Source organism: Flavobacterium palustre, from assembly GCF_014639535.1.
Lineage (GTDB): Bacteria > Bacteroidota > Bacteroidia > Flavobacteriales > Flavobacteriaceae > Flavobacterium > Flavobacterium palustre.
On sequence record NZ_BMGA01000004.1, the window covers coordinates 102,724 to 123,753 of the forward strand.

Here is a 21,030-nt window from a genome sequence, read left to right on the forward strand (position 1 = left end):
TCTCATCAAGTTGATCACACAATGGAGATCACTCCTTTTTTTGATTATCACCTCATTTCCCGATTCAATTTGATGTTGGTTATTGGCTGATAAACCAACGGAATTTGTTCTATTTCAACATCTGATTTTTCTAATCCGAACGCTTTCTCATCACTTACTCCCAAACGTTTCAAGAAGAAATAACCATTCAACAAAAGACCTTCACGCAAGGCAAATTCGTTTTCAATTGACAAAAATTTCTCGATAACAACAAATTTAAAATCGGGTTCATTGTTGTATTTGCTGGATCCATCTGATCTAATATGCAAATTGAGCTCTTTATTGGCTACTAATTCTTTGACAATATATTTGAAATACAATTCCGTTTTAGGCTGAATCCTGAAACCAACATTAATATTTACCTTAATCACTTTATCCTCAACCAATTCAGACACATCATAAGACAACGTAAAAGGGTCTTCGGTGCGATTAATATGTAAAAACCAATATACATCCGCTCGTTTCGGTTTTTTGGAAAAAATAGATTTGATGATTTTTTCTTCTATTTCATATCTTCTGTCGGCTTTAGAAAGATAAATTAAATGGGTTGCAAATTTAGGAATAGCATCATCCTGACTTAACTCGGCCAGTTGAGTACTATACTTGCCTAATTGTACAAATTGAGTGAATTTGTTATTGATTTTTCGGGCAAAATACCAAACATACATTACTATAAAAATAAACAATTCAAAAAATAAAAACATCCAACGTTCCTTAATTTTAGCCACATTGGCAATAAAAAAAGAAATTTCTATAGCCCCAAAAACAGTAAGAAATAAAATAACATATATTTTTTTCCATTTTAATCGGTAATAAATAAAATAGCTTAATAACAGGGAAGTCATCATCATTGTTATGGTAATAGAAAAACCATAAGCCGCTTCCATGTGAGCGCTTTCTTTAAAATAAATCATCATTAAAACACAACCAAACCAAAGTATCGCATTGATACTTGGAATGTAGATTTGACCTTTACTATCACTGGGTTGTCTTACAGTAACTCTTGGCCAGAAATTAAGATTCATAGCTTCACTAATTAACGTAAAACTACCACTTATCAATGCTTGCGAAGCTATGATTGTAGCACAGGTTGATATCATAATACTAGGAAGCAAAAACCAAGTAGGTATGATTTCAAAGAATGGGTTTCTGCCATTTAACAATGGCTCTCCCTGATGCATCAACCAGGCTGCCTGCCCTAAATATGCAATAACTAAACTTATTTTTACATAAATCCAGGTAATACGAATGTTTTTAATTCCACAATGTCCTAAATCAGAGTATAAAGCTTCAGCTCCTGTTGTACAAAGAAAAACAGCACCTAACAACCAAAACCCATTGGGATAATTAACTAATAAATCATAGGCATAATATGGATTTAATGCCTTCAAAATATCCGGATGATGATTGATTTGATTGATTCCGGCAACAAATAACATGGTAAACCAAACAGTCATAATAGGACCGAAAGTCTCCCCTATTACCTGTGTCCCAAAACGCTGGAAGAAAAATAATAACGACAAAATAGCTACCACAATGCCTATGGTCAAAAAATTACCCGGGATAATTGTGTTTTCCAACCCCTTAACCATACTCAGTCCTTCAATAGCTGATGAAACAGAAATGGGTGGTGTAATAATACCATCAGCTAATAAAGTGGTCGCTCCCAGTATCGTTGGGATTACTAATTTTTTACCATAGCGTCTCACTAATGCGTAGAGAGAGAAAATCCCGCCTTCTCCCTGATTATCGGCTCGAAGGGTGAGCCAGATATACTTGATGGTGGTTTGAAAAATCAAGGTCCAAAACACACAGGAAACTCCACCATAAACCAACATTGTATTAATCTCTTTGGTGCCAATTATTGCTTTGAAAACGTATAGCGGACTCGTTCCAATATCTCCGTAAATAATCCCAAGTGCGACTAAAAGAGACGCAATTGTTACCTTATTTGCAACTCCATTTTTTGTTGTATTCATTATATATTTGATTAAAAATTCTAATGATACAAAGTTCAACCAAATGGTATTTACAGAATATAAAGATAAATATGCCTGATATAAAGATTTTATAAAGATTAACTAAAGCGATAGCCCACGCCACTTTCTGTAATAATGTGCTTAGGCTGATTTGGATTTTCTTCTATTTTTTTACGCAGTGTTGCAACAAAAACTCTCAGATATTGGGTTTCGGTCTGATAACCAATACCCCAAATCTCCTTTAAAATATACTGATGGGTCAAAACCCGACCTTCGTTCTTCATAAAAAGAGCCAATAAATTAAATTCGGTAGAAGTAAGTTTAACTATTTCGTTGTTTCGCTTTACTATTCGTGCTCCAAAATCTATTTGTAAATCATCACAAGAAAGAATACTACTGTCATTATGTAATTGGTTTCTACGAATGGCCGAACGAATTCGGGCAAGAAGTTCGGCAGTTCTGAAAGGTTTTGTCAAATAATCGGTAGCACCGTTATCAAGGGCTTTTACAATATCTTCTTCACTATCCTGAACCGACAGTATAACAATTGCCTTATTGTACCAAGCACGGAGTTCTTGAAGAATTTCGTGACCACTTTTATCAGGTAAACCAATATCCAGTAAAATTAATTCAGGGGGATGATTCACGGCTAAAATCATCCCTTCTTTTCCTGTTTCAGCAAACCAGACTTTGTAGTCGTTACTCTCTAAAGTTATTTCGAGTAATTTTCTAATTGGTGCTTCATCATCAATAACCAGTATTTCTGCTTTATTCATTTTTGAGATGATTTAAATAAGACGTTTCTGCCAGTATACTTATAGTGAAGCAAGCCCCGGAATGATTTGGATTATTTTTTAATACAATTGTTCCGTTGTGCGCTTCAACAAAACCTTTTACTATAGACAAACCCAGACCGCTTCCTCCTGTTTTTGTATTGGGTAAACGATAAAATTTATTAAATACAAATGGAATTTCTTTCTCAGGAAAACCATTTCCGTTATCCGAAACGGAAAACACACAACAATCTGATTGATACTGAACATCAATTGTTATAATGGTATTTTCAGGAGTATATTGTATCGCATTGGTGACTAAATTTTGAATAATTTCTTCAATCAACCCAGTGTCTAATTTGAATAATGGCAGTTGTTCATTTGGAGTAAAATGAATGGTATGATTGTGTTTAGTAGGAGTATTTTTCTGAATAAGAGTACAAATAAGTTCATTTATATCACACCAATCCTCTTTTAGTTTTAACATCCCCGTTTCCAGTCGGCTCATGTTTAATAAATTTTCAACTTGTCCATTGAGTCGAATACCTGCCTTATCAATTTCTTCCAATAATTCTGCCTGATTAGTTTCAGAAAGTTTGTTTTTATTTTCTTTCAGAATATCGACAGAACCAATAATAGTAGCAATTGGAGTTCGCAACTCATGAGAAAGTGAATTCAGCAAGGTATCATAAAGCTGTAATGTTTTTACTTTTTCTTCCTTTTCACGTACTTTATTTTCGGCTTCCCTGATTTTAAAAGTAAAAACAGCACTTACTAACGCAATGATAAGATACATTAAAAACAACAGGATATTTTCAGTATCCGTAATGTGAAATGTAAAAAGTGGCTCAATAAAGAAATAGTTTAAAATCAAACCGCTCAGAACAGCCGTCAGTAACACAGGAAAAATATCAAAAAGCATCGCTACAAACGAAACAATCATTAACAAAACGAGAGCTGTAATACGATAATCAATATATTTTGACGAAAAAAAACAAATTACAGATACTACAAATATTAATATTATGCTAATCAAGCATTGCTTTACTATGGAGTACTTTTGGGCTTTAAATTTTATCAAAATAAGATTAAAATAACTTATTATTTTTTAGAAGTCGTAATCATGAAATCTTTCAAGTAATAAGGCTCAAAATAAGCTACATCTACAAAATCATTCTTTAAAAATTTATCATAACTCAATGCGCTCATCTCTTTTGCAGACGGATATACAATTTCATCCAAAAACACAAAATTCTCTTTAGTTAAAACCGTTTTACATTTCCCGGCACAATCACCCACAAAATACAAGGTTTCCTCAAATTCCTGAAAAGAATCTTCCGTGATAACCTCTGCAAGAATAGCTCTTTTTGATTCTAAATTGCTCGAAAAAACAGCGCTATAGACTTCCATTCTTCGGGCATCTAACATCGGAACAATTAACCCTTTTTCAATCTTTGCCTGAGCTGCTAATGATTGCAAGGTATCCACAGCAATCAACGGAATCCCCAGAGCATAACACAAACCTTTTGCCGCCGAAACGCCTATTCTAAGTCCAGTGTAAGAACCCGGTCCCTGACTTACCGCTATAGCAGCCAAATCAGAATAGCTGATTCCCGCTGCTGCAATGCTTTCTTCAATAAACACATGCAAACGTTCGGCATGCGAATAACCTTCCTCTGCTATTTCGTTACAAACAATCGTTTTCCCTTCTTTGGCAATGGAAACAGAACATCTTTTAGTAGCCGTTTCTATGTTCAGTATATAGTTCAATGGTATTTATTTTTTTTTTGCAAAGGTCGAAAAAAATTCAAATGTGTCCGAAAAAGAACAGTCTTATTTCTTAGTCTCTTCCGTTTTAAGCTTCACTTTATTGCCTGAATTTAATTCTTTACTTACAGTTGTATAAGGTCCGGTAATGACTTCATCGCCTTTTTTGACACCGCTTATAATTTCAATATTAGTATCGTCCTGAATTCCTGTTTTCACAATCTTAATTTTAGCCTTATCACCTACTTTCAGGAAAACACATTCAAATTTCTTATCACTTTTAGGCGCTTCCTTTTTCTCCTCTTTCGGATCAGGAATTTCTTTATCTGAAATCGCTACAGCCGTCGTATCCGATTTTACAACAACAGCACTAATTGGTACTGCCAAAACATTTTTCTTGGTTTTGGTAATAATATCCACCGTAGCAGTCATTCCGGGTCTGAATGGTGAATAGGTTTCTGGTTTTCCAACTAATAAATCCTGATAAGACTCTTTTTGAATTCGAACTTTTACTTTAAAATTAGTCACCTGATCGGCGGTCAAAGTGGAACTGGCGGAATTAGAAATACTAGTTACAACTCCTTTGAATTGTTTTTTCAAATAGGCATCTACTTCAACATTCGCCAAATCACCAACTTTAATTTTCACAATATCATTTTCATTTACATCTACTTCAACCTCCATATTATTCAAATTGGCTACTCTTAAAAGCTCGGTTCCTGCCATTTGTTGCGTTCCTAAAACGCGCTCACCTATCTCGACATTCAATACTGAAATTGTTCCGTCGGCCGGTGCATAAATGGTCGTTCTCCCTAAATTATCTTTGGCTTCATTAACAGAAGCCGAAGCACTCTGCACATTGTAATAAGCCGACTGTCTGGTTGCTTTTGCAACCTCAAATGAGGCAATAGATTTATCCCAGTCTGATCTTGAGATTACTCCTTTTTCATACAAGGTTTTATTTCTTTCGTAATTGGCTTTAGCTTCTTTGAAACTGGCTTCGGATTGAGTCAAACCAGCTTTTGTTCCGGATAAATTAGAAACCGAACGATTGTAACTTGAGGTATATAAATCAGGATTTATTTTTACTAACAAATCCCCTTTTTTAACCACCTGACCTTCTTTTACATTCAACAAAATGATTTCGCCAGAAACTTCCGGTGCAATTTTCACTTCGATTTCAGGTTGAATTTTCCCGGTTGCCGAAACGGTCTCTACAATAGTCATAGGCACAATTTTGGCGGTTTCTATTTCTTTGACATCGTCTTTATTTCCAAAAACACCTTTTTTCCCAAAGTATAACAATGAACCAATTACAACTACAAAAACAGCAGCAAGGATATAAATATTTTTTTTAGACATAACTTATTTATTTTTTTATGATGGGAATTCCAAAGTAGAATTCTAAAATTTTAGTTTTAAAAATATAATCGTATTTGGTTCTTATTACTTCCGATTGCGCATTGGCCAACAGCGTTTGCGACTGACTCAATTCGAAAGCATTCATCAAACCTACTTCAAATTTTTCTTTTGAATAATTATAAGACTGCATTCTGGCATCTAAGGCTTCAATTGCCGATTCATAGGCTTTCAAAGCTCCCTTAGCATCGGTAAAAGCGGTATAAACATTACGCTGCAAATCCAATTGTTGTTGTTCTAAAGCAATTTTAGATTTTTCTAAATTCACCTTATTTCGCTCCACATTATTACGAACAGCAAAACCACTAAAAATAGGAATGTTCAATTGTGCACCAAAAGACTGACCTTTGTTATCATTAAACTGATCCATAAATTTAGGAGGCGGCTGCGTTCCTATAATAGCACCGGTGTTGTCTCTAAGAGCAATATCAGCATAAGAAACACGGCTGTTAAAATTATAAAAACCTCTTAAAGTGGGTTGATAAGCCGCTCTTGCTATAGCCACATTTTTTTCGGCAATTTCAAGATTGGTCTGTGCAATTTTCAACTCCACCCGTTGCTGTTTTGCTTTATCATAAATTGATGTTGGCGTTTGCGACAAAAGAGACTGTTCCATTTGAAACTCATTAACATCAACAACATCAAAATTGTCAAAACTATCCAATTGTAATAATTGAGCCAAGCTTAACTTTGCAATCAACAAGGTATTTTGGGCATTAATTACTTTCTGATTATCGGCTGCAATAGTGGCTTTGACGTCCAACAAATCACCTTTGGGCAAATTACCTGCATTTACTAATTCCTGAGTCCGGTTCAATTGTTTATTATCAATAGCCAATTGCTCATTCTGAACCTTTAAATTTTCTTTATTAAACAGCACCTGCAAATAAGCATTAGCTACATTCAGCGCAATATCTTCCTGCATTTTTTGCAATTGGTATTTGGCAGCAACTATAGAAAGATTGGCTTTTCTTAAAGTATATACATTTTGCAGACCTTTGTAAATATCAATCCCAACATTAGCTCCGGCCGAAGTAAACTGAATGGTTTGATTTTGTAAAAGTCCGGTGGTAATATCCTGATTCAAACCAATATTCCAGGAATGAGAAGCACTGGCTGAAACATTAGGTAAAAAACCGCCAAAAGCATCTTTCTTATCAATTTGAGCAGTTTGAATATCCAAATCCGACTGTCTGATGGAAATATTGTGTTCCAAAGCATATTTTACACAGTCTTCTAAGGACCAAAGACGCGATTGTGCATTCGAATAAAAACTAATTATTATAAAAAATAACGAACTATAATATATTTTTGGACTCATATTTATTCGAACTAAATGAAGTAAAGTTACTACACAAAAATAGCTTTTTATAATTAAGAATAATCACAACTTTTAAAAACATTTAACAGTCTAACAAATTAAAATATACTCACTTAAATTAGCCAAGAGAATAAAAGCTTTTTCTAATTTTACAGCCTCAAATCAATCTCATGAAAAAAATTGTCTTTTTAGTTGTTTTCACAAACCTGCTGACCATTATCGGCTGTTCAACATCAAAAAAAATAGCTACTCTAAAACCCGAACCGGACGATGCGAGCCCAATTGTTTACAACAATGTTCCGTCATTTATCAATTTACCTATCAGTATCAAACTAAAAGACATTGAAAATCAAACCAACACAGCACTAAATGGCTTGATATACGAAGACAACAATATTGAGGATGATGATATAGAAATGACAATTTGGAAATTAGGCCCTATCACCATCAAAAATGGCAACAGTACAACTTCAGACAAAATCACCACTGTACTTCCTCTAAAAGCAACCATAAAATACCGTATCGGAACCAAAACAATGGGCGTTTCAATGTACAACACCAAAGAATTTCACCTAAACGGAATTGTCACCCTAAACAGCACCGTAAGTTTAAACAACTGGAAACTCAAAACACAAACAGAGTTAGCCTCTTTAGACTGGAATGAAAGTCCTACTATGAGCATTTTTGGCAAAAATATGCCCGTAACGTACCTTATTAACCCTTCAATCAAATTATTCAAATCTAAAATTGAACATAAAATTGATGCCGCTATTGAAAAATCAACTGATTTTAAGCCTAATGTGCTTTCGGCATTAGAAAAAATATGCTCTCCTTTTCAAATGAATGAAGCCTATGAAAGCTGGCTCCGTATTGTTCCAACCGAAATTTATTCAACAGCTGCTCATTTAAAAAACGAATCTTTTCTATTGCAAATGGGTATGAAATGCAACATGGAAACCATAATAGGGCAAGTACCGGAAACCAAATTCAACCCAAATCAAATTACACTGAAAGCGGTGAGCAAAATACCCAATCAGATTACAGCCAATATTACTGCTGTATCAAGTTATGCCGACGCTTCGAGAATAATAAAGAAAAACTTCGCAGGAGAAGAATTTTCATCCGGCAGCCGAAAAATTAAAGTCGAAGACGTTGCCATCTGGCACAAAAGCGGAAAAATGGTTATTGCCTTAGATTTGAGTGGCTCTTTAAACGGAACAATTTATTTGGCAGGATTTCCAAAATACAATCCTGAGAAAAAAGAAATATACTTTGACGGACTGGATTATGCCTTAGACACTAAAAACAAATTAATGCGCACTGCCAACTGGCTGGCTCAGGGTATTATTTTAAAAAAAATTCAGGAGAACTGCCGCTATTCCATCAAACCTAACCTCGAAGAAGGAAAGAAAACCATGCTCAATTACCTGAATAATTATTCACCAATGCCAGGTGTTTTTGTAAATGGAAAAATGGACGATATTCAATTTCAAAAGATCGAACTAAGCCAAAATGCCATTATCGCTTTTGTAAAAGTAAACGGAGCCATCAACATTACCGTTGACGGTTTTAAATAAACTTACTTCGTTTTATTTTTTCTCATTTGATAAACAAAATAACCAATTACAGCTACTAACAAATAAGGCACCACCATTAAAAAAACAATACCGTCATTGACCGCTTTTGCCTTTTCCACATTAGCATCTCCGGCCAAGGCAGCACGACACATAGCACATTGGGCATAAGAAGAAATTCCAAAAAAGAAAAAACAAATTCCAAAAAGAACAGTCTTCAATTTGAACCCGAGCGCTAGCGAATTGGCGAAGCAATTTAAAATTTGATATTGGGCATTTTTACTTCCAACTTCTAACTTCTGACTTTTAAATTTAGTGAACATAATAAGGAGCAATCATTAAATAAACAATAACACCAGTAACAGCCACATACAACCAGATAGGAAAAGTAATTTTAGCAATTTTTTTATGCTTATCAAACACCTGAGCCAAAGCTCTGACATAGGTAATTAAAACCAGCGGAATAATCGCAATAGACAAGAGTATATGAGTTATCAGAATAAAAAAGTAAACATACTTTACAATTCCTTCACCGCCAAATTTGGTCGAGTCAGAAGTCATGTGATAAGCCACATACATTGCTAAAAAGGCAACTGAACAGGCAATTGCTGTTTTCATCAAATTTTCATGCAATTTAATATTCCCTTTTTTTACTGCAATAACCGCTAAAACCAGCAAGATTGCTGTAATTCCGTTTATTGTTGCATAAATAGGCGGCAGAAACGAAAGCGGCTCAACATCATACCCTAATTTTCTCAAATTAACACCAAAAAGTAAAGCCACCACTAACGGAATTGCTACCGATAATACTACAATCCACTTATTGTATTTTGTTTCTAATTTTTTTTCCATAACCTATTCCGCTAATAACACACTAATATCTTGTTGAATATCTCTAACTCCTGCTTTTTCTAAACCGTCATAATATAAAATCGGATTCCCAAATTCGTCTTTTCGGCAACGGATATTACCATTTTTATCTATCAAAGCAAACATCCCCGAGTGTTCAAATCCACCACTCACTTTACTATTTTCACCTGCATAAAGATTAAAACCTTTGTTGGCCAAATCAAATATGGTTTGCCTGTCGCCTGTTAGAAAATTCCAATTAGACGATTTAACACCTAATAATTCTGCATGCGATTTCAAAACTTCGGGAGTATCGTGTTTGGGATCAATGGTAATAGAAACGATTCCAAAATTAGGATTCCCAAAGAATTTCTTTTCTAAAACCAGCATACTTTGATTCATTTTTGGACAAATGGAAGGACATGTTGTAAAGAAAAATTCCAATACATACACTTTCCCTTTATAAGTAGCATTATTAATTTTTTTATTATCCTGATTGATTAACTCAAATTTTGGAGCCGGTCCAATTTTTACCAAAGACTCTTCCGAACTCATTCCTGAATCCACTTTATCCAAACGATTACCTTTTACAACAGCACCATTTTGAATACGGGAAACAATCTTTGGAACGGCATAAATTCCAAAAATTAAAACAATAAAAGCAATCCCGATGTATGATTTATTTTTTAACATAATTTGTATTTACAGCTTTTTTGTAGCGTTATGATTCTTTTTAAGCGCAGCACGATATTCATAAAGAATAATCTTAAAATCGTCTAACATTTCATTGCTCAATTCTGAAGGATGAAAAGTATTGTAACCTTCCTTATACTCTTTAGCATCTTTTCTTCCTCTTAAATTTCTTTGTTTATCGATTATAAAAACATTAGAAGTCCCCACATTAGCATCTAACTGATGTTCTAATTTTAATTGCTTGTAATAGGATTGTATTTCTTGGGGAGTTGCAAAAACAAAATGCCATTGAGAAACATCTGTAAAATCATCAAAAGCATCCATAATATTTTGAATATCTTTTTCAGTTCCTAACGGACAAACCATTACAAACTGTAAATCCTTAAAAGAATGATAGCGCTGATAAATTTTTTCATTCAAATTAAAAAGATTTCCTCTGTTTTTCAGAATTTCAGTTCCGGAAAACCCCAGAATAGTAATTTTATTATCTAAAGTTACCTTTTCACCTTTTAAAGATTTCCAATCACCTAAATCGGCAACCTTAGGGGTAATTACAGGCAGCTTAGTAAAACTATTCACACCAGAAGCAAAAAAAAGATAAGCAACAATAGGAAGAATAAAGAGGGTAAAAAGAACTATATTTTTTTTCATCAGAGAAAAATTAATTTTAAGTGCAAAAATAAAAAAAGGCACGCAATGCGTGCCCTTTTTTTGAATTAATATAGTGTTAAAAATTCCATTTAATGGTTGAATCTTTAAAAACCCCATAAATATAGTTCCCTTCTGTCAACAGAATGAAAAGCAAGTATAATACAAGAAAAACTACTGGTAAAACTACTGACCATCTAAGACTGGAAGTTTCTCCTTCCATGTGCATAAAAGCCCAAACAATGTAATAAGCTTTAAAAACAGTTAGTATATAAAAAATCCAGTTTAACAAATTCATACCAAGAAAATGGCTGAAATTTAATGACGCAGGTTTATAAATACCTAAAATAACCTCTATAATTGTAACTACTGATAATATCGCGAATACTTTCCAGATTCTAGCAGTGTTTGATTCATGTGCGTGTGACATAATAATAACTTTAAAAAATTAAACCAGATAGAAAACTGTGAAAACAAATACCCATACTAAGTCAACAAAGTGCCAGTATAGCCCAACTTTCTCCACCATTTCATAACTTTTTCTTTTCTCGTATGTTCCAAGCAGAACATTAAAGAATATAATGATATTGATAATAACTCCTGAGAAAACGTGGAATCCGTGGAATCCGGTAATAAAGAAGAAGAAATCAGCAAACAACTTACTTCCGTATTCGTTTCTTTCTAAGTTAGCTCCTTCCACTACATAAGCTGCCTGAGCTAATCTTTCTTCTGATTCGGCTCTGGAAAGAACAGTTTTCTCTTTTTTCTCAGTCAACACCTCAGTTCTAATTAATAAATCAGGGTGCGCTTTAAATCCGGCCTGTACTTCAGCAACTGAGTAAGAAGGCAAATCAGCCTCTTCCATAAACCAGGTTGCTTTACTTCTTGACAACTGAGCTCTTTCTTCCGGTAAAGTCGCAGCAAAATCAGCAAGCGCTACACGCTTTCCGTCTTTATCAACAAACTGCAATAAACTTCCACCTTTTGTTTCGATAGCACCATATTCTCCCTGAATGAAGTTTTTCCACTCCCAAGCCTGAGAACCAACGAAAATCAAACCACCAATAATGGTTAAGAACATATACAAAATTACTTTGTTTTTCTTCATCTGATGTCCTGCATCAACAGCCAAAACCATCGTTACAGAAGAGAAAATCAAAATAAATGTCATTAATGCTACATAATACATAGGAGCAGTAACTCCGTGTAAAAATGGGAAGTGAGTAAACACTTCATCAGCCAAAGGCCAAGTTTCAATAAATTTAAATCTAGAAAAACCGTAAGCTGCTAGAAATCCAGAGAATGTTAAGGCATCTGATACGATAAAAAACCACATCATCATTTTTCCATAACTTGCTCTCATTGGCTCATTGCCGCCTCCCCAAGTTTTTTCTTCACTATTTGCAGTAGTAACTGTCGCTTCCATAAAAGTTATTCGTTAAAAAGTTTCCAAATTTACGTTTTTTTCTTATTTAAAGAAATATAAAAATAAAAATAATAAAACCCACAGCAAGTCCAAAAAGTGCCAGTACATTGCACCTAGTTCTATACCAAGAGTTTGAGTCGAATTGTATTTTTGTTTAAAATGATTATAAATTATAATTAAAAGTGAAATTAAGCCTCCCGCCAGGTGCAATAAGTGCATAAAGGCAATAATATAAAGAAAAGTTACCGTAATAGAACTTCCCTCTCCTGTCATATAATAACCCCTTTCTATGATTTGCCCAAAACCTACAAATTGAGAAACCACAAACAACACTCCAAGAACCAAAGTAGCTAAAAGCATTATTGTAGTTTGAGATTTATTGTCTTTTTGAATTGCTTTCTTTGCCAAATAAAAAGTCACACTACAACCAATTATCACAAGAGTACTAATATAAAAAGCTATTGGCAACTCAAAATCCTTTAACCAATCCACCCTTGATTTACTCACCACAAAAGCACTGGTCAATCCCGCAAACATCATAGTCATACTAATCATTGCAAACAACAAAATCAACTTATAAGACCTTGCCGTTCTTTCTTTTTGCTCTTCAGCTGTCATTGTAACTTCCATAACTATCTTAAAAATTTATCAATTATATAAACCAACTGCAATAATGAAATATACGAAACACTCACCAACATTAATGTTCTGGCGGCTTTTGCTGTTCTAAGCTTATACAAACGAACTGCATAATACAACATCCAAAGCCCCAGTAAAAGAACAATACCAGCCGCTATTTCAGAAATAAATAACTTTCCCGTATATCCAATGGACGGCAACAACGAAGCAACAATTAACCAAACAGTGTATAAAATAACCTGCAAAGCCGTTCCTTTATCTTTTTTCCCTGTTGGCAACATAAAAATTCCTGCCTTCTCATAATCTTCATACAAAAACCAGCCAATTGCCCAAAAATGAGGAAACTGCCAGAAAAACTGAATTAAAAACAAAGTTCCTGCTTCAATCCCAAAATTACCTGTGGCAGCCACCCAGCCCAACATAAACGGAATCGCTCCGGGAAAAGCCCCCACAAATACCGATAATGAAGTAATCGTTTTAAGCGGAGTATAAACACTGGTATATAAAAATATAGAGATTGCCCCAAACATGGCTGTTTTAGGATTAATCAAATACAATAACACAAGTCCAATTACCGTAAGCAAACTGGCAACCACCAGAGCTAAATTAGGAGACATTCTTCCTGACGGCACCGGACGGTTTTTAGTACGATCCATCAAAGCATCAATATCTTTCTCAATTACCTGATTGAATGCGTTTGAAGCTCCTACCATACAATAACCACCCACACAAAGCATCAACAAAACCGACCATTCAAAAGGCTGTGAATCACTAAAACCCAGAAGATAACCCGCAATAGACGAAAACAACACACTAATGGCCAATCCGGCCTTAGTGATTTCTTTAAAATCGGTAAAAATAGATTTCAGGGAAACTGTAGTTGTAGTTGTGCTCAATGCCGTTTTCGTTAGGTTTTTGTAAAACTGCTGCAAAAGTAACGCATCGAAAGGGAATTGACAAAAAACTAATCATAAAATATTGTTGAAGAAAATACTAAACAAAAAATAGATTTTTGCTATCCGACTAAACACCATCATTTCGATTAAGAATATAAAATCATTTTGCCTTTTTGGCATTTGACTTTTTATATTTGTTCCACCAAATTATAAATCCGGTAATTGGTAAAGAAGCACAAACCAAAGAAGCAAAAAAAGCTAAAATCTTTGTATAAATCCCACCTATACTTCCTACATGCAAATCATAATTAAGTGAAGCAACCCGGCTTCCTAATTGTAAATTATTAGAAGATTTCAACTTATCCAGCTGTCCGCTTAACTGATCAAAATAATACCAGTAAAAAACACCTGTTCTGTTTTTTTCAATTCGTACCTGAATTCCCTGAGGTTCTTTAACATCTTTTTCTAATCGAATAGAAAGCTGGTCAGCACTAGAATGTTTTGTCAGCACATAATTCAATCCGTTATCTAAAACTGTCGCAGATTTTTGAGGTACAAACGGAAGTGAAACTTCTTTTTCTTCATTATCTAAGGAATTCAATTGATTCGAAATAGCTTTTTTAAAAGCAGGAAAAGCAAACATCAAACCTGTGAAAGCAAACAATAAGGCAAATAACAAACTGTAAAAACCTAAAACATTATGTAAATCATAATTGAATCGTTTTTTACTTGCCTTAAATTTTATCGAAAAACTATTTTTAATTGTTTTAGGTTTCCATTTTTTTGGCCACCATAAAACAATTCCTGTCAGACACAAAACAGCAAAAAAGATAGTCGAAAAACCAACTATAAAATGACCATAGTTTTTTCCTAAAAGTAAATTCATGTGCAGCTGAAGCACAATTTGAAAAAAATTCATTTTAGTATTTTCAACCACTAGTACTTTTCCGGTATATGGATTTACGAATACCCTTTTGTGATAAACAAAATAATCCGAGTACAAAAAAGCATCTTTATTCGTTTTTACTGCTCTAAAAATCCAGGTTCGGTCTTTTTGAGGAAAAACTTCAACACGACTTACTTTCTCACCTGTATTTAATTGCTTTTGGGCGATCGCTATAAGTTGGGTTAAAGCAATCGGCTTAGAAGAAGATTCAACTGGCTGTTCAATAAAAAATTTTTCAGGATGAGTCATCAATTGCAACTCATCCTGAAAAACAGTAAGACATCCGGTAAGGCTAACAATCAAAACTACAAGTCCCGAAATTAAACCCAACCATTTATGTAACCATAAAATCTTTTTTTTGAACATCATTAAAATTTATAACGCAAATTTAAGCTGGTCATCATACCTGTACCCATTACATAATCTGCATTTACAGCACGATATTGACTTAAAGTAGTGTAATAACTGTTGTTTAATAAATTTTCAACACCTAAATTTAATGACCAGTTTTTATTAAACGAATAACTTCCGGCAAAATTAACCAAATTCACTGTCGAAATAGGCCCTTCGCTATTATTATATTTCCCTGTACTATTTAATGCAAAACGGTCACGACATCCTGTATGCACCCAAGATAATTGTAAGTTCCAGTCAGAAGTTGGCTTATACGTAATAAAACCCGTTGCTTTAGGCGGAGCAATACGTGATCCGTTTAAGTAAACACTACTTCCATCATCAAATTTAGCTTTCCCATCTACATAAGAATAACTTCCTCCTACATTAAGCTGATTTGAAAATCTGTAATCTAATGTAATCTCATATCCTTTTACATTTTCAGGTTCGCGTTGCGCTACTAAATAACCGCCTACATCAACAAGATTCGCACCTAATTTTGAAGTACTGATATAGTAAGCTGCCGTTAAGTTAAAATCGTAAAATTTACTAGAAAAACCAGCTTCATAATTATTAGTAATGATTGGATCAGTTTCTAAGCTTGCAATAGTATTTGCTGTAGCTCTACGTAAAATCCGACCTAATTCATTAATAGCAAATGCCTGTGAAAAACTTACAAATGGATTAAAAAATTCATATTTATTAAAACGTAAACCGGCATTAAACATCGTAGCATTATACGGAATCTTACCTCCTTCTACAAAAATACTTCCTGTATTATTAGGCCCTGTTGCTATCGTATTGTAATCTTTAACACGAACAGTTGCATTTTCATAACGAACTCCTCCTTTGAAAATTAAATTTTCTAACACATCTACTTTCAATTGCGCATAAGGAGCAATATTCAACATATCCATTTTAGGAATATACACACGTCCATCCACTAAATCCTGAAAAGTAACATCATTCAAAACATCAATACCATAAGTAATTTCAGAAGGCAATGAAGCAATTGTAAATGGCGTATTCAAGTTAATCCGTGTTCCGTTTTTATTCGAATTAATCATTGTTTGCCCCGGACCATACCAAGCCGTTCCAGCAGCCACATAACGATTCATTGACTGAAAGGAATTCAAATATGCCGAAACATCCAATTGTGTTGTATTAAACAAATTATTTTTCGAAAAAGTGAACATGAAATTATGATTGAACGGTGTTCCTGCATTTTCACCTGGCTCTGTTCCGCGAACACCAATAGTTGGAGTCTCACCATACACACCAGCCTGACTAATATATTTAGCTTTTTGAGTACTTCCGTAAAAATTGTATACTACATTGAAATTAGTATGTTCATCCATATTGTAACCTAATTTCACAAAAGCATTTGCCTGATGAGAATTAGACAAACCATCCGTTTGCCCTAACGGTCTTCCTTTGGCATCTCTTTGAAGCGCAGTATAATCATAAGATCCTCCAAGAACATAACTAAATTTATCTTTTCTTCCATTAAAAAACTGAGAAACACGGTAACCAAAAGTTTCTTTACTATGGAGTGGGTTAAAAGTTGTTCCTACTGTAGTTACACCTTCAAAACTATTCACTAAAGGCGCTTTTTTAGTAATATAATTAATAATACCTCCTCCTGAACCATTTCCGTAAATAGAAGTCGCACCTTTAATTACCTCAATACGCTCAACAGCATTAGCATCGATTGTACGTAAATCACGAGCTCCATTCATTAACGGTGTCGATTGTGGAATTCCATCTATTAAAACCAAAACCTGTCTTCCACGCAATGTCTGTCCGGAACTTGTTGCTTTGTTTGTTGTTGTTCCTAATCCCGGAATCACATTTCCTAAAATAGAAGCCAAATTGGTATTAATACTGCTTTGCTGCTGAATTTCTTTCTGGCTCATAATCGTAACCGAAGAAGGAATCGTAGCTATATTTTCTTGTTTTCTACCGGCTGTAATCACTACTTCCTGTAGTTGATTTTCATTACTCAAAACAATTTTGATTACATTTTTCTCTTCTAAATTCGAAAAAACATAAGAAAGCGGTTGGTAATTTTGAGCCGAAATCAAAATGGTCTTACTTTCAATTTGACTGCTCAAAACTATAGCTTCACCTGAAAGACTAGTTGTTCCAACAACCTTATTGTTTGATATAATTGAAGCATTCGCAATTGGTTTTTTCGATTCATTTTCAATTTTTAAGCGAAGCGATTGTGCATTTAAAACTGTTGTAAATAACACTAAAAAGGGGTAGAAAAAAAGTAATTTAAAATTCATTTTTAAAATAGTTAACAAAGACAGAACACAATTATTCTTATTTAGACTTATTCTTTGCAAAGATACTGCTATTCTATTTTTATTTACAACAAATCGTTACAAAACTTTTTTTCGCTCCTCCAAATGTTCAAACATCAATTTAAATTTCATAAAACCATTTGCAAAATAAAACGCCACAACTCAGATGAATTGTGGCGTTATTACAGTTTGTAAATTGTTTATTTTCAGCTTTTTATTTCTACTAATAATCAAAATACCAGTTAAAAATATCCGAGCGTAAACCTATAGAAAACCAATTGGTACTTTCTTTAAAAACCGTTGCAGTATTTTCCTTTGGATTAAAATCCCTGTAAATATAACTGGCAAAAAGTTTCAAATTAGTAGAAGGATTAATCAAATAACCTCCCTGAATGTCTGTCATGAAAAATTTGGTTTTATTCCCCTGTCCTACTTTCACTCCCGAATTCGCAAAACGATCCAAATCGTAATCACGATAAATATTAGTACCATAATTAGAATTCGCCCCCGTAGCAGCAAAATCAAAACCTCTTACCGCAGATGTTAATTTAAAATCAGCAAACCATCTTCCCTGGTGGTAGCGGGCAATAGCAATGAATTCGCCAAAATTAGCACCCCACTGATGTCCTAAACTTTGATTGTTATGCCCGTAATTCGTAATCGGTTCTGAATGCGAATACACATAAGGACGCACACGGTTGTACTCCAGTTGCAACAATAAATTAGGCACATTGAAAGCATTATAATATTTCGCCCCTAATTGATAGCCGTATTTATTTTTCCAACTATTATCACCTTCTTTAACATCATTCAACGAAAATTCATCTAAGATAAACTGTCCGTAAAAGTTAATTTGATTATCCCATTTGTATTTAAAAGTCAATCCCAAAAGTGCATTCCCCGACTTAGAAGAAGAGCCAAATTCAACCGAACGGTAAAAAACAATCGGATTCACAAAACTAGCATCAAATCCTCTGTCATTACTATTAGTCCACACCACCGATTCGAAGAAACCTAAATTCAGTCTGTTAGAAACATTCCAACTCAAATAGTGATTCGCCATAAACTTGGTAGCATAGGTCTTATCCACCGTAACGTCCGGACGCACATCTTTTAACCACATATAGGTATTGGTATATTTTATTTTCCAAAACTTGGTATTCAACTTAAAATAAGGATACGGACTGGCTCCGTCACTTTCCAGCAAAGAACGATAACCATCTCCTATGAAATTTCGACCATACCCCAATTGCATATCCATAAATGTATTGGGAGTAAAAGTAATATTGGCTTCCGCCAAAGGAAAATCATAAGCATCGGTTTTAAATCTTTTTGCAATTCCTATTCCGGGAATAATCGCAGGATTTCCTCCCGAAGGCAATATCGACTCAGCATAACGATTGTAATAATCCGCAAAACGCCCCTGACTTTCAAATAAAGTCGTTGAAAAATAAAGTTTATTTCCTAAACCTCCTCTAAAATTAATCGCACGTGTATTGACAAAAGTATTTATCGAAGTATTTCCGGATGCCTTCCCTAATTGCAAATCCAAAACCGGATTCAGCGTAAACCAATAATCCTCCCCTCTGATTTCAACCATGTTTTCATTCCATAATTTTCGGGTCCACCAGTCGGAAGCATTTCTTTTCAATTTTTCATTTTCCTGTTTAAAATTGTAATACTTAGCCACTTCGGCATAAGTATAAGGTTTTGAAGCCGTATGATTGTTACTTCCCAGCTGATTTACAGCAGCATCAAATTGCGCATAATAACTGTGCGAAAACGGAATATTCAAATGACTTTCAAACTCCGGATTATTGTATTTTTTATAAACAATATTGTCTAATTCGGTCAACTGCGGCGTAGTATTTCTAAGAATATCCGCTTTAGCCAAATTCTCAGCCGCCAAAGTTGCAGCACTTTTTAAAGGTATAGCAATCGTAATATTGTATTTCGAATATTCCGCTTTTCCGTTATAAGTAGCCGGAGTAATTTTGGGAAATTTTGCAAAAACACGTCTGGTTTCAGCTATCAAACTTTCATCAACCGCATTTACATAAATTACTTTAAAAACACCATTGGCATCTACTTCAAAAAGCACTTTGACATTTCCTTTGAAATTATTCTGAACCAAATTTTCCGGAACCACAAAATTTTCAAAAACAAATTCCTGCACTTCTGTATAAAAACAATTTTCTAATGCCGATGCTTCCAGATTTTCACATGTTGGAAAAACAGGAAAACGTTGCGAATTCAGCTCAACTCCGGAATTAAAATCCTGACTTTGGGCAAAACCCAAGCTCGTAAAAAAGCACAACACCAAAACTGGCAATATTTTTTTCATATTCTTTATAATCAGCCTTTAATATTCTTTTTGATTCTTTTCACCTTTTACAATTGCTTTTGCTGCCGATGTCCCAATACGCTTCACACCTAATTTTATCATTTCCACCGCATCTTCATAGCTACGCACCCCACCAGCCGCTTTTACCGAAAGTGGCGATGCGTTTTCAAGCATCATAATAATCGAGGGGATTGTAGCCCCGTTAGGTTCATTATTTTTAGTCTGATAAAATCCGGTGGAAGATTTCACAAAAACTGCAGCATAATCGGCTTCTTTAAAATGGCTCAGTACCACATTTTTTATCAAAGCCGATAACTGAATAATTTGTCTGTCAGTCAGCGCAGCAACTTCAATAATCCATTTGATGATTTTATTATGTTCTAATGCTAACTGAGTTCCTATTAAAATCTCCTCTTTTACCAAATCAATTTGTCCATTTTTAAAAGCCTGATAATTGCATACAAAATCCAATTCGTCAGCCCCATCAGCGATCGCCTGACGGGCTTCACGCAATTTTTCTTCAATACCGGATTGTCCTTCGGGAAAATCAATCACGGTTCCTATTTGAACATTCGATTCCGCTTCTGAAATTATTTTTTTAGCCAAAGCAACCATTTCCGGTCGAATCATAATAAGTTTAAAACGCTCCTCAACAGCTTCTCTAACAAAAGTCTCCACCACAGTCCGGTTTTGAATTTCATCCAGAGCCGCCTGTGAAGCTGTTTTTAAATAAGTGGAATCTATAAAAGGTCTAATATCCATGTATTCCTTTCAGCATTTGTAGTTGAAAGACAAAAATACATTTAATTTTTTAATGAGATCCTTCTTGCTTAAGTTAAGCAAAAAAAATAAAGACATAAAAAAAGCTTCCCGATTGAGAAGCTTTTTGTGCGGATAATAGGACTCGAACCTACACGCCTTGCGGCACCAGATCCTAAGTCTGGCACGTCTACCAATTTCGCCATATCCGCTTAATTGTGGGTGCAAATATAAGGATACTTTCCAATATTCAAAG

General features: G+C 34.4%; 19 protein-coding genes and 1 tRNA gene. 1 reads left to right on the forward strand and 19 read right to left on the reverse strand.

Annotation, left to right across the window (positions count from 1 at the left end; translation table 11 throughout):
• Positions 1-47: 47 nt before the first annotated feature.
• From IEV84_RS09610 to IEV84_RS09635, 6 genes are all read right to left on the reverse strand, one after another.
• Positions 48-2,018, reverse strand: coding sequence for a KUP/HAK/KT family potassium transporter (locus tag IEV84_RS09610; RefSeq protein ID WP_188494073.1), 1,971 nt, complete (start codon positions 2,016-2,018; stop codon positions 48-50).
• Positions 2,019-2,116: 98 nt separating this feature from the next.
• The gene (locus IEV84_RS09615; RefSeq protein ID WP_188494074.1) at positions 2,117-2,794 is read right to left on the reverse strand and encodes a response regulator; all 678 of its coding nucleotides are present in this window, start codon (positions 2,792-2,794) and stop codon (positions 2,117-2,119) included.
• A complete protein-coding gene (locus IEV84_RS09620) occupies positions 2,787-3,872 on the reverse strand; it encodes a sensor histidine kinase (RefSeq protein WP_229732651.1) in 1,086 nt (361 codons plus the stop codon). Before IEV84_RS09620 ends, IEV84_RS09615 begins: the two co-directional genes overlap by 8 nt.
• A gap of 20 nt (positions 3,873-3,892) precedes the next feature.
• Positions 3,893-4,561 carry a tRNA (adenosine(37)-N6)-threonylcarbamoyltransferase complex dimerization subunit type 1 TsaB gene (gene tsaB, locus IEV84_RS09625; protein ID WP_188494075.1) on the reverse strand — a complete coding sequence of 223 codons (669 nt, stop codon included), beginning with the start codon at positions 4,559-4,561 and terminating at the stop codon, positions 3,893-3,895.
• Positions 4,562-4,624: 63 nt separating this feature from the next.
• The gene (locus IEV84_RS09630; RefSeq protein ID WP_188494076.1) at positions 4,625-5,920 is read right to left on the reverse strand and encodes an efflux RND transporter periplasmic adaptor subunit; all 1,296 of its coding nucleotides are present in this window, start codon (positions 5,918-5,920) and stop codon (positions 4,625-4,627) included.
• Positions 5,921-5,927: 7 nt separating this feature from the next.
• Positions 5,928-7,298, reverse strand: a complete 1,371-nt coding sequence (locus tag IEV84_RS09635; RefSeq protein ID WP_188494077.1) for a TolC family protein — start codon at positions 7,296-7,298, stop codon at positions 5,928-5,930.
• Between the two features lie 170 nt (positions 7,299-7,468).
• Between IEV84_RS09635 and IEV84_RS09640 the strand changes: the two genes are divergently transcribed.
• Positions 7,469-8,875, forward strand: a complete 1,407-nt coding sequence (locus IEV84_RS09640) for a DUF4403 family protein (protein ID WP_188494078.1) — start codon at positions 7,469-7,471, stop codon at positions 8,873-8,875.
• A gap of 2 nt (positions 8,876-8,877) precedes the next feature.
• Here the strand turns inward: IEV84_RS09640 and IEV84_RS09645 are convergent, their stop codons facing one another.
• The 13 genes from IEV84_RS09645 to IEV84_RS09705 all read right to left on the reverse strand — a co-directional run bounded on the left by IEV84_RS09645 (position 8,878) and on the right by IEV84_RS09705 (position 20,986).
• Positions 8,878-9,093, reverse strand: coding sequence for a CAMCR motif-containing small membrane protein (locus IEV84_RS09645; RefSeq protein ID WP_188494079.1), 216 nt, complete (start codon positions 9,091-9,093; stop codon positions 8,878-8,880).
• Positions 9,094-9,184: 91 nt separating this feature from the next.
• Entirely contained in the window at positions 9,185-9,724 is a 540-nt protein-coding gene (locus IEV84_RS09650) for a DUF420 domain-containing protein (protein WP_188494080.1), read from the reverse strand.
• A 3-nt stretch (positions 9,725-9,727) separates the two neighbouring features.
• Complete coding sequence (locus IEV84_RS09655; protein ID WP_188494081.1) at positions 9,728-10,414, reverse strand: SCO family protein; 687 nt, start codon at positions 10,412-10,414, stop codon at positions 9,728-9,730.
• 9 nt (positions 10,415-10,423) lie between these two features.
• Positions 10,424-11,065, reverse strand: a complete 642-nt coding sequence (locus tag IEV84_RS09660) for a hypothetical protein (protein WP_188494082.1) — start codon at positions 11,063-11,065, stop codon at positions 10,424-10,426.
• A 76-nt stretch (positions 11,066-11,141) separates the two neighbouring features.
• The gene (locus IEV84_RS09665) at positions 11,142-11,492 is read right to left on the reverse strand and encodes a cytochrome C oxidase subunit IV family protein (RefSeq protein WP_188494083.1); all 351 of its coding nucleotides are present in this window, start codon (positions 11,490-11,492) and stop codon (positions 11,142-11,144) included.
• An 18-nt stretch (positions 11,493-11,510) separates the two neighbouring features.
• On the reverse strand, positions 11,511-12,488 hold the full coding sequence (locus IEV84_RS09670) for a cytochrome c oxidase subunit 3 (protein WP_188494084.1): 978 nt from the start codon (positions 12,486-12,488) through the stop codon (positions 11,511-11,513).
• Positions 12,489-12,530: 42 nt separating this feature from the next.
• Positions 12,531-13,118, reverse strand: coding sequence for a cytochrome c oxidase subunit 3 (locus IEV84_RS09675; protein WP_188494085.1), 588 nt, complete (start codon positions 13,116-13,118; stop codon positions 12,531-12,533).
• A 2-nt stretch (positions 13,119-13,120) separates the two neighbouring features.
• The gene (gene cyoE, locus IEV84_RS09680; RefSeq protein ID WP_188494086.1) at positions 13,121-14,023 is read right to left on the reverse strand and encodes a heme o synthase; all 903 of its coding nucleotides are present in this window, start codon (positions 14,021-14,023) and stop codon (positions 13,121-13,123) included.
• Between the two features lie 160 nt (positions 14,024-14,183).
• Positions 14,184-15,338 (reverse strand): PepSY-associated TM helix domain-containing protein, encoded by a 1,155-nt coding sequence (locus tag IEV84_RS09685; RefSeq protein ID WP_229732652.1) that lies wholly within the window; start codon positions 15,336-15,338, stop codon positions 14,184-14,186.
• Entirely contained in the window at positions 15,338-17,653 is a 2,316-nt protein-coding gene (locus IEV84_RS09690) for a TonB-dependent receptor (RefSeq protein WP_188494087.1), read from the reverse strand. The genes IEV84_RS09685 and IEV84_RS09690 overlap by 1 nt, the downstream gene beginning before the upstream one ends.
• Positions 17,654-17,894: 241 nt before the next feature.
• A complete protein-coding gene (gene remB / locus IEV84_RS09695; protein WP_188494088.1) occupies positions 17,895-20,015 on the reverse strand; it encodes a gliding motility outer membrane protein RemB in 2,121 nt (706 codons plus the stop codon).
• Positions 20,016-20,033: 18 nt separating this feature from the next.
• Positions 20,034-20,777, reverse strand: a complete 744-nt coding sequence (deoC, locus tag IEV84_RS09700; protein WP_188494089.1) for a deoxyribose-phosphate aldolase — start codon at positions 20,775-20,777, stop codon at positions 20,034-20,036.
• Between the two features lie 127 nt (positions 20,778-20,904).
• Positions 20,905-20,986 (reverse strand) — tRNA-Leu (locus IEV84_RS09705).
• Positions 20,987-21,030 lie beyond the last annotated feature (44 nt).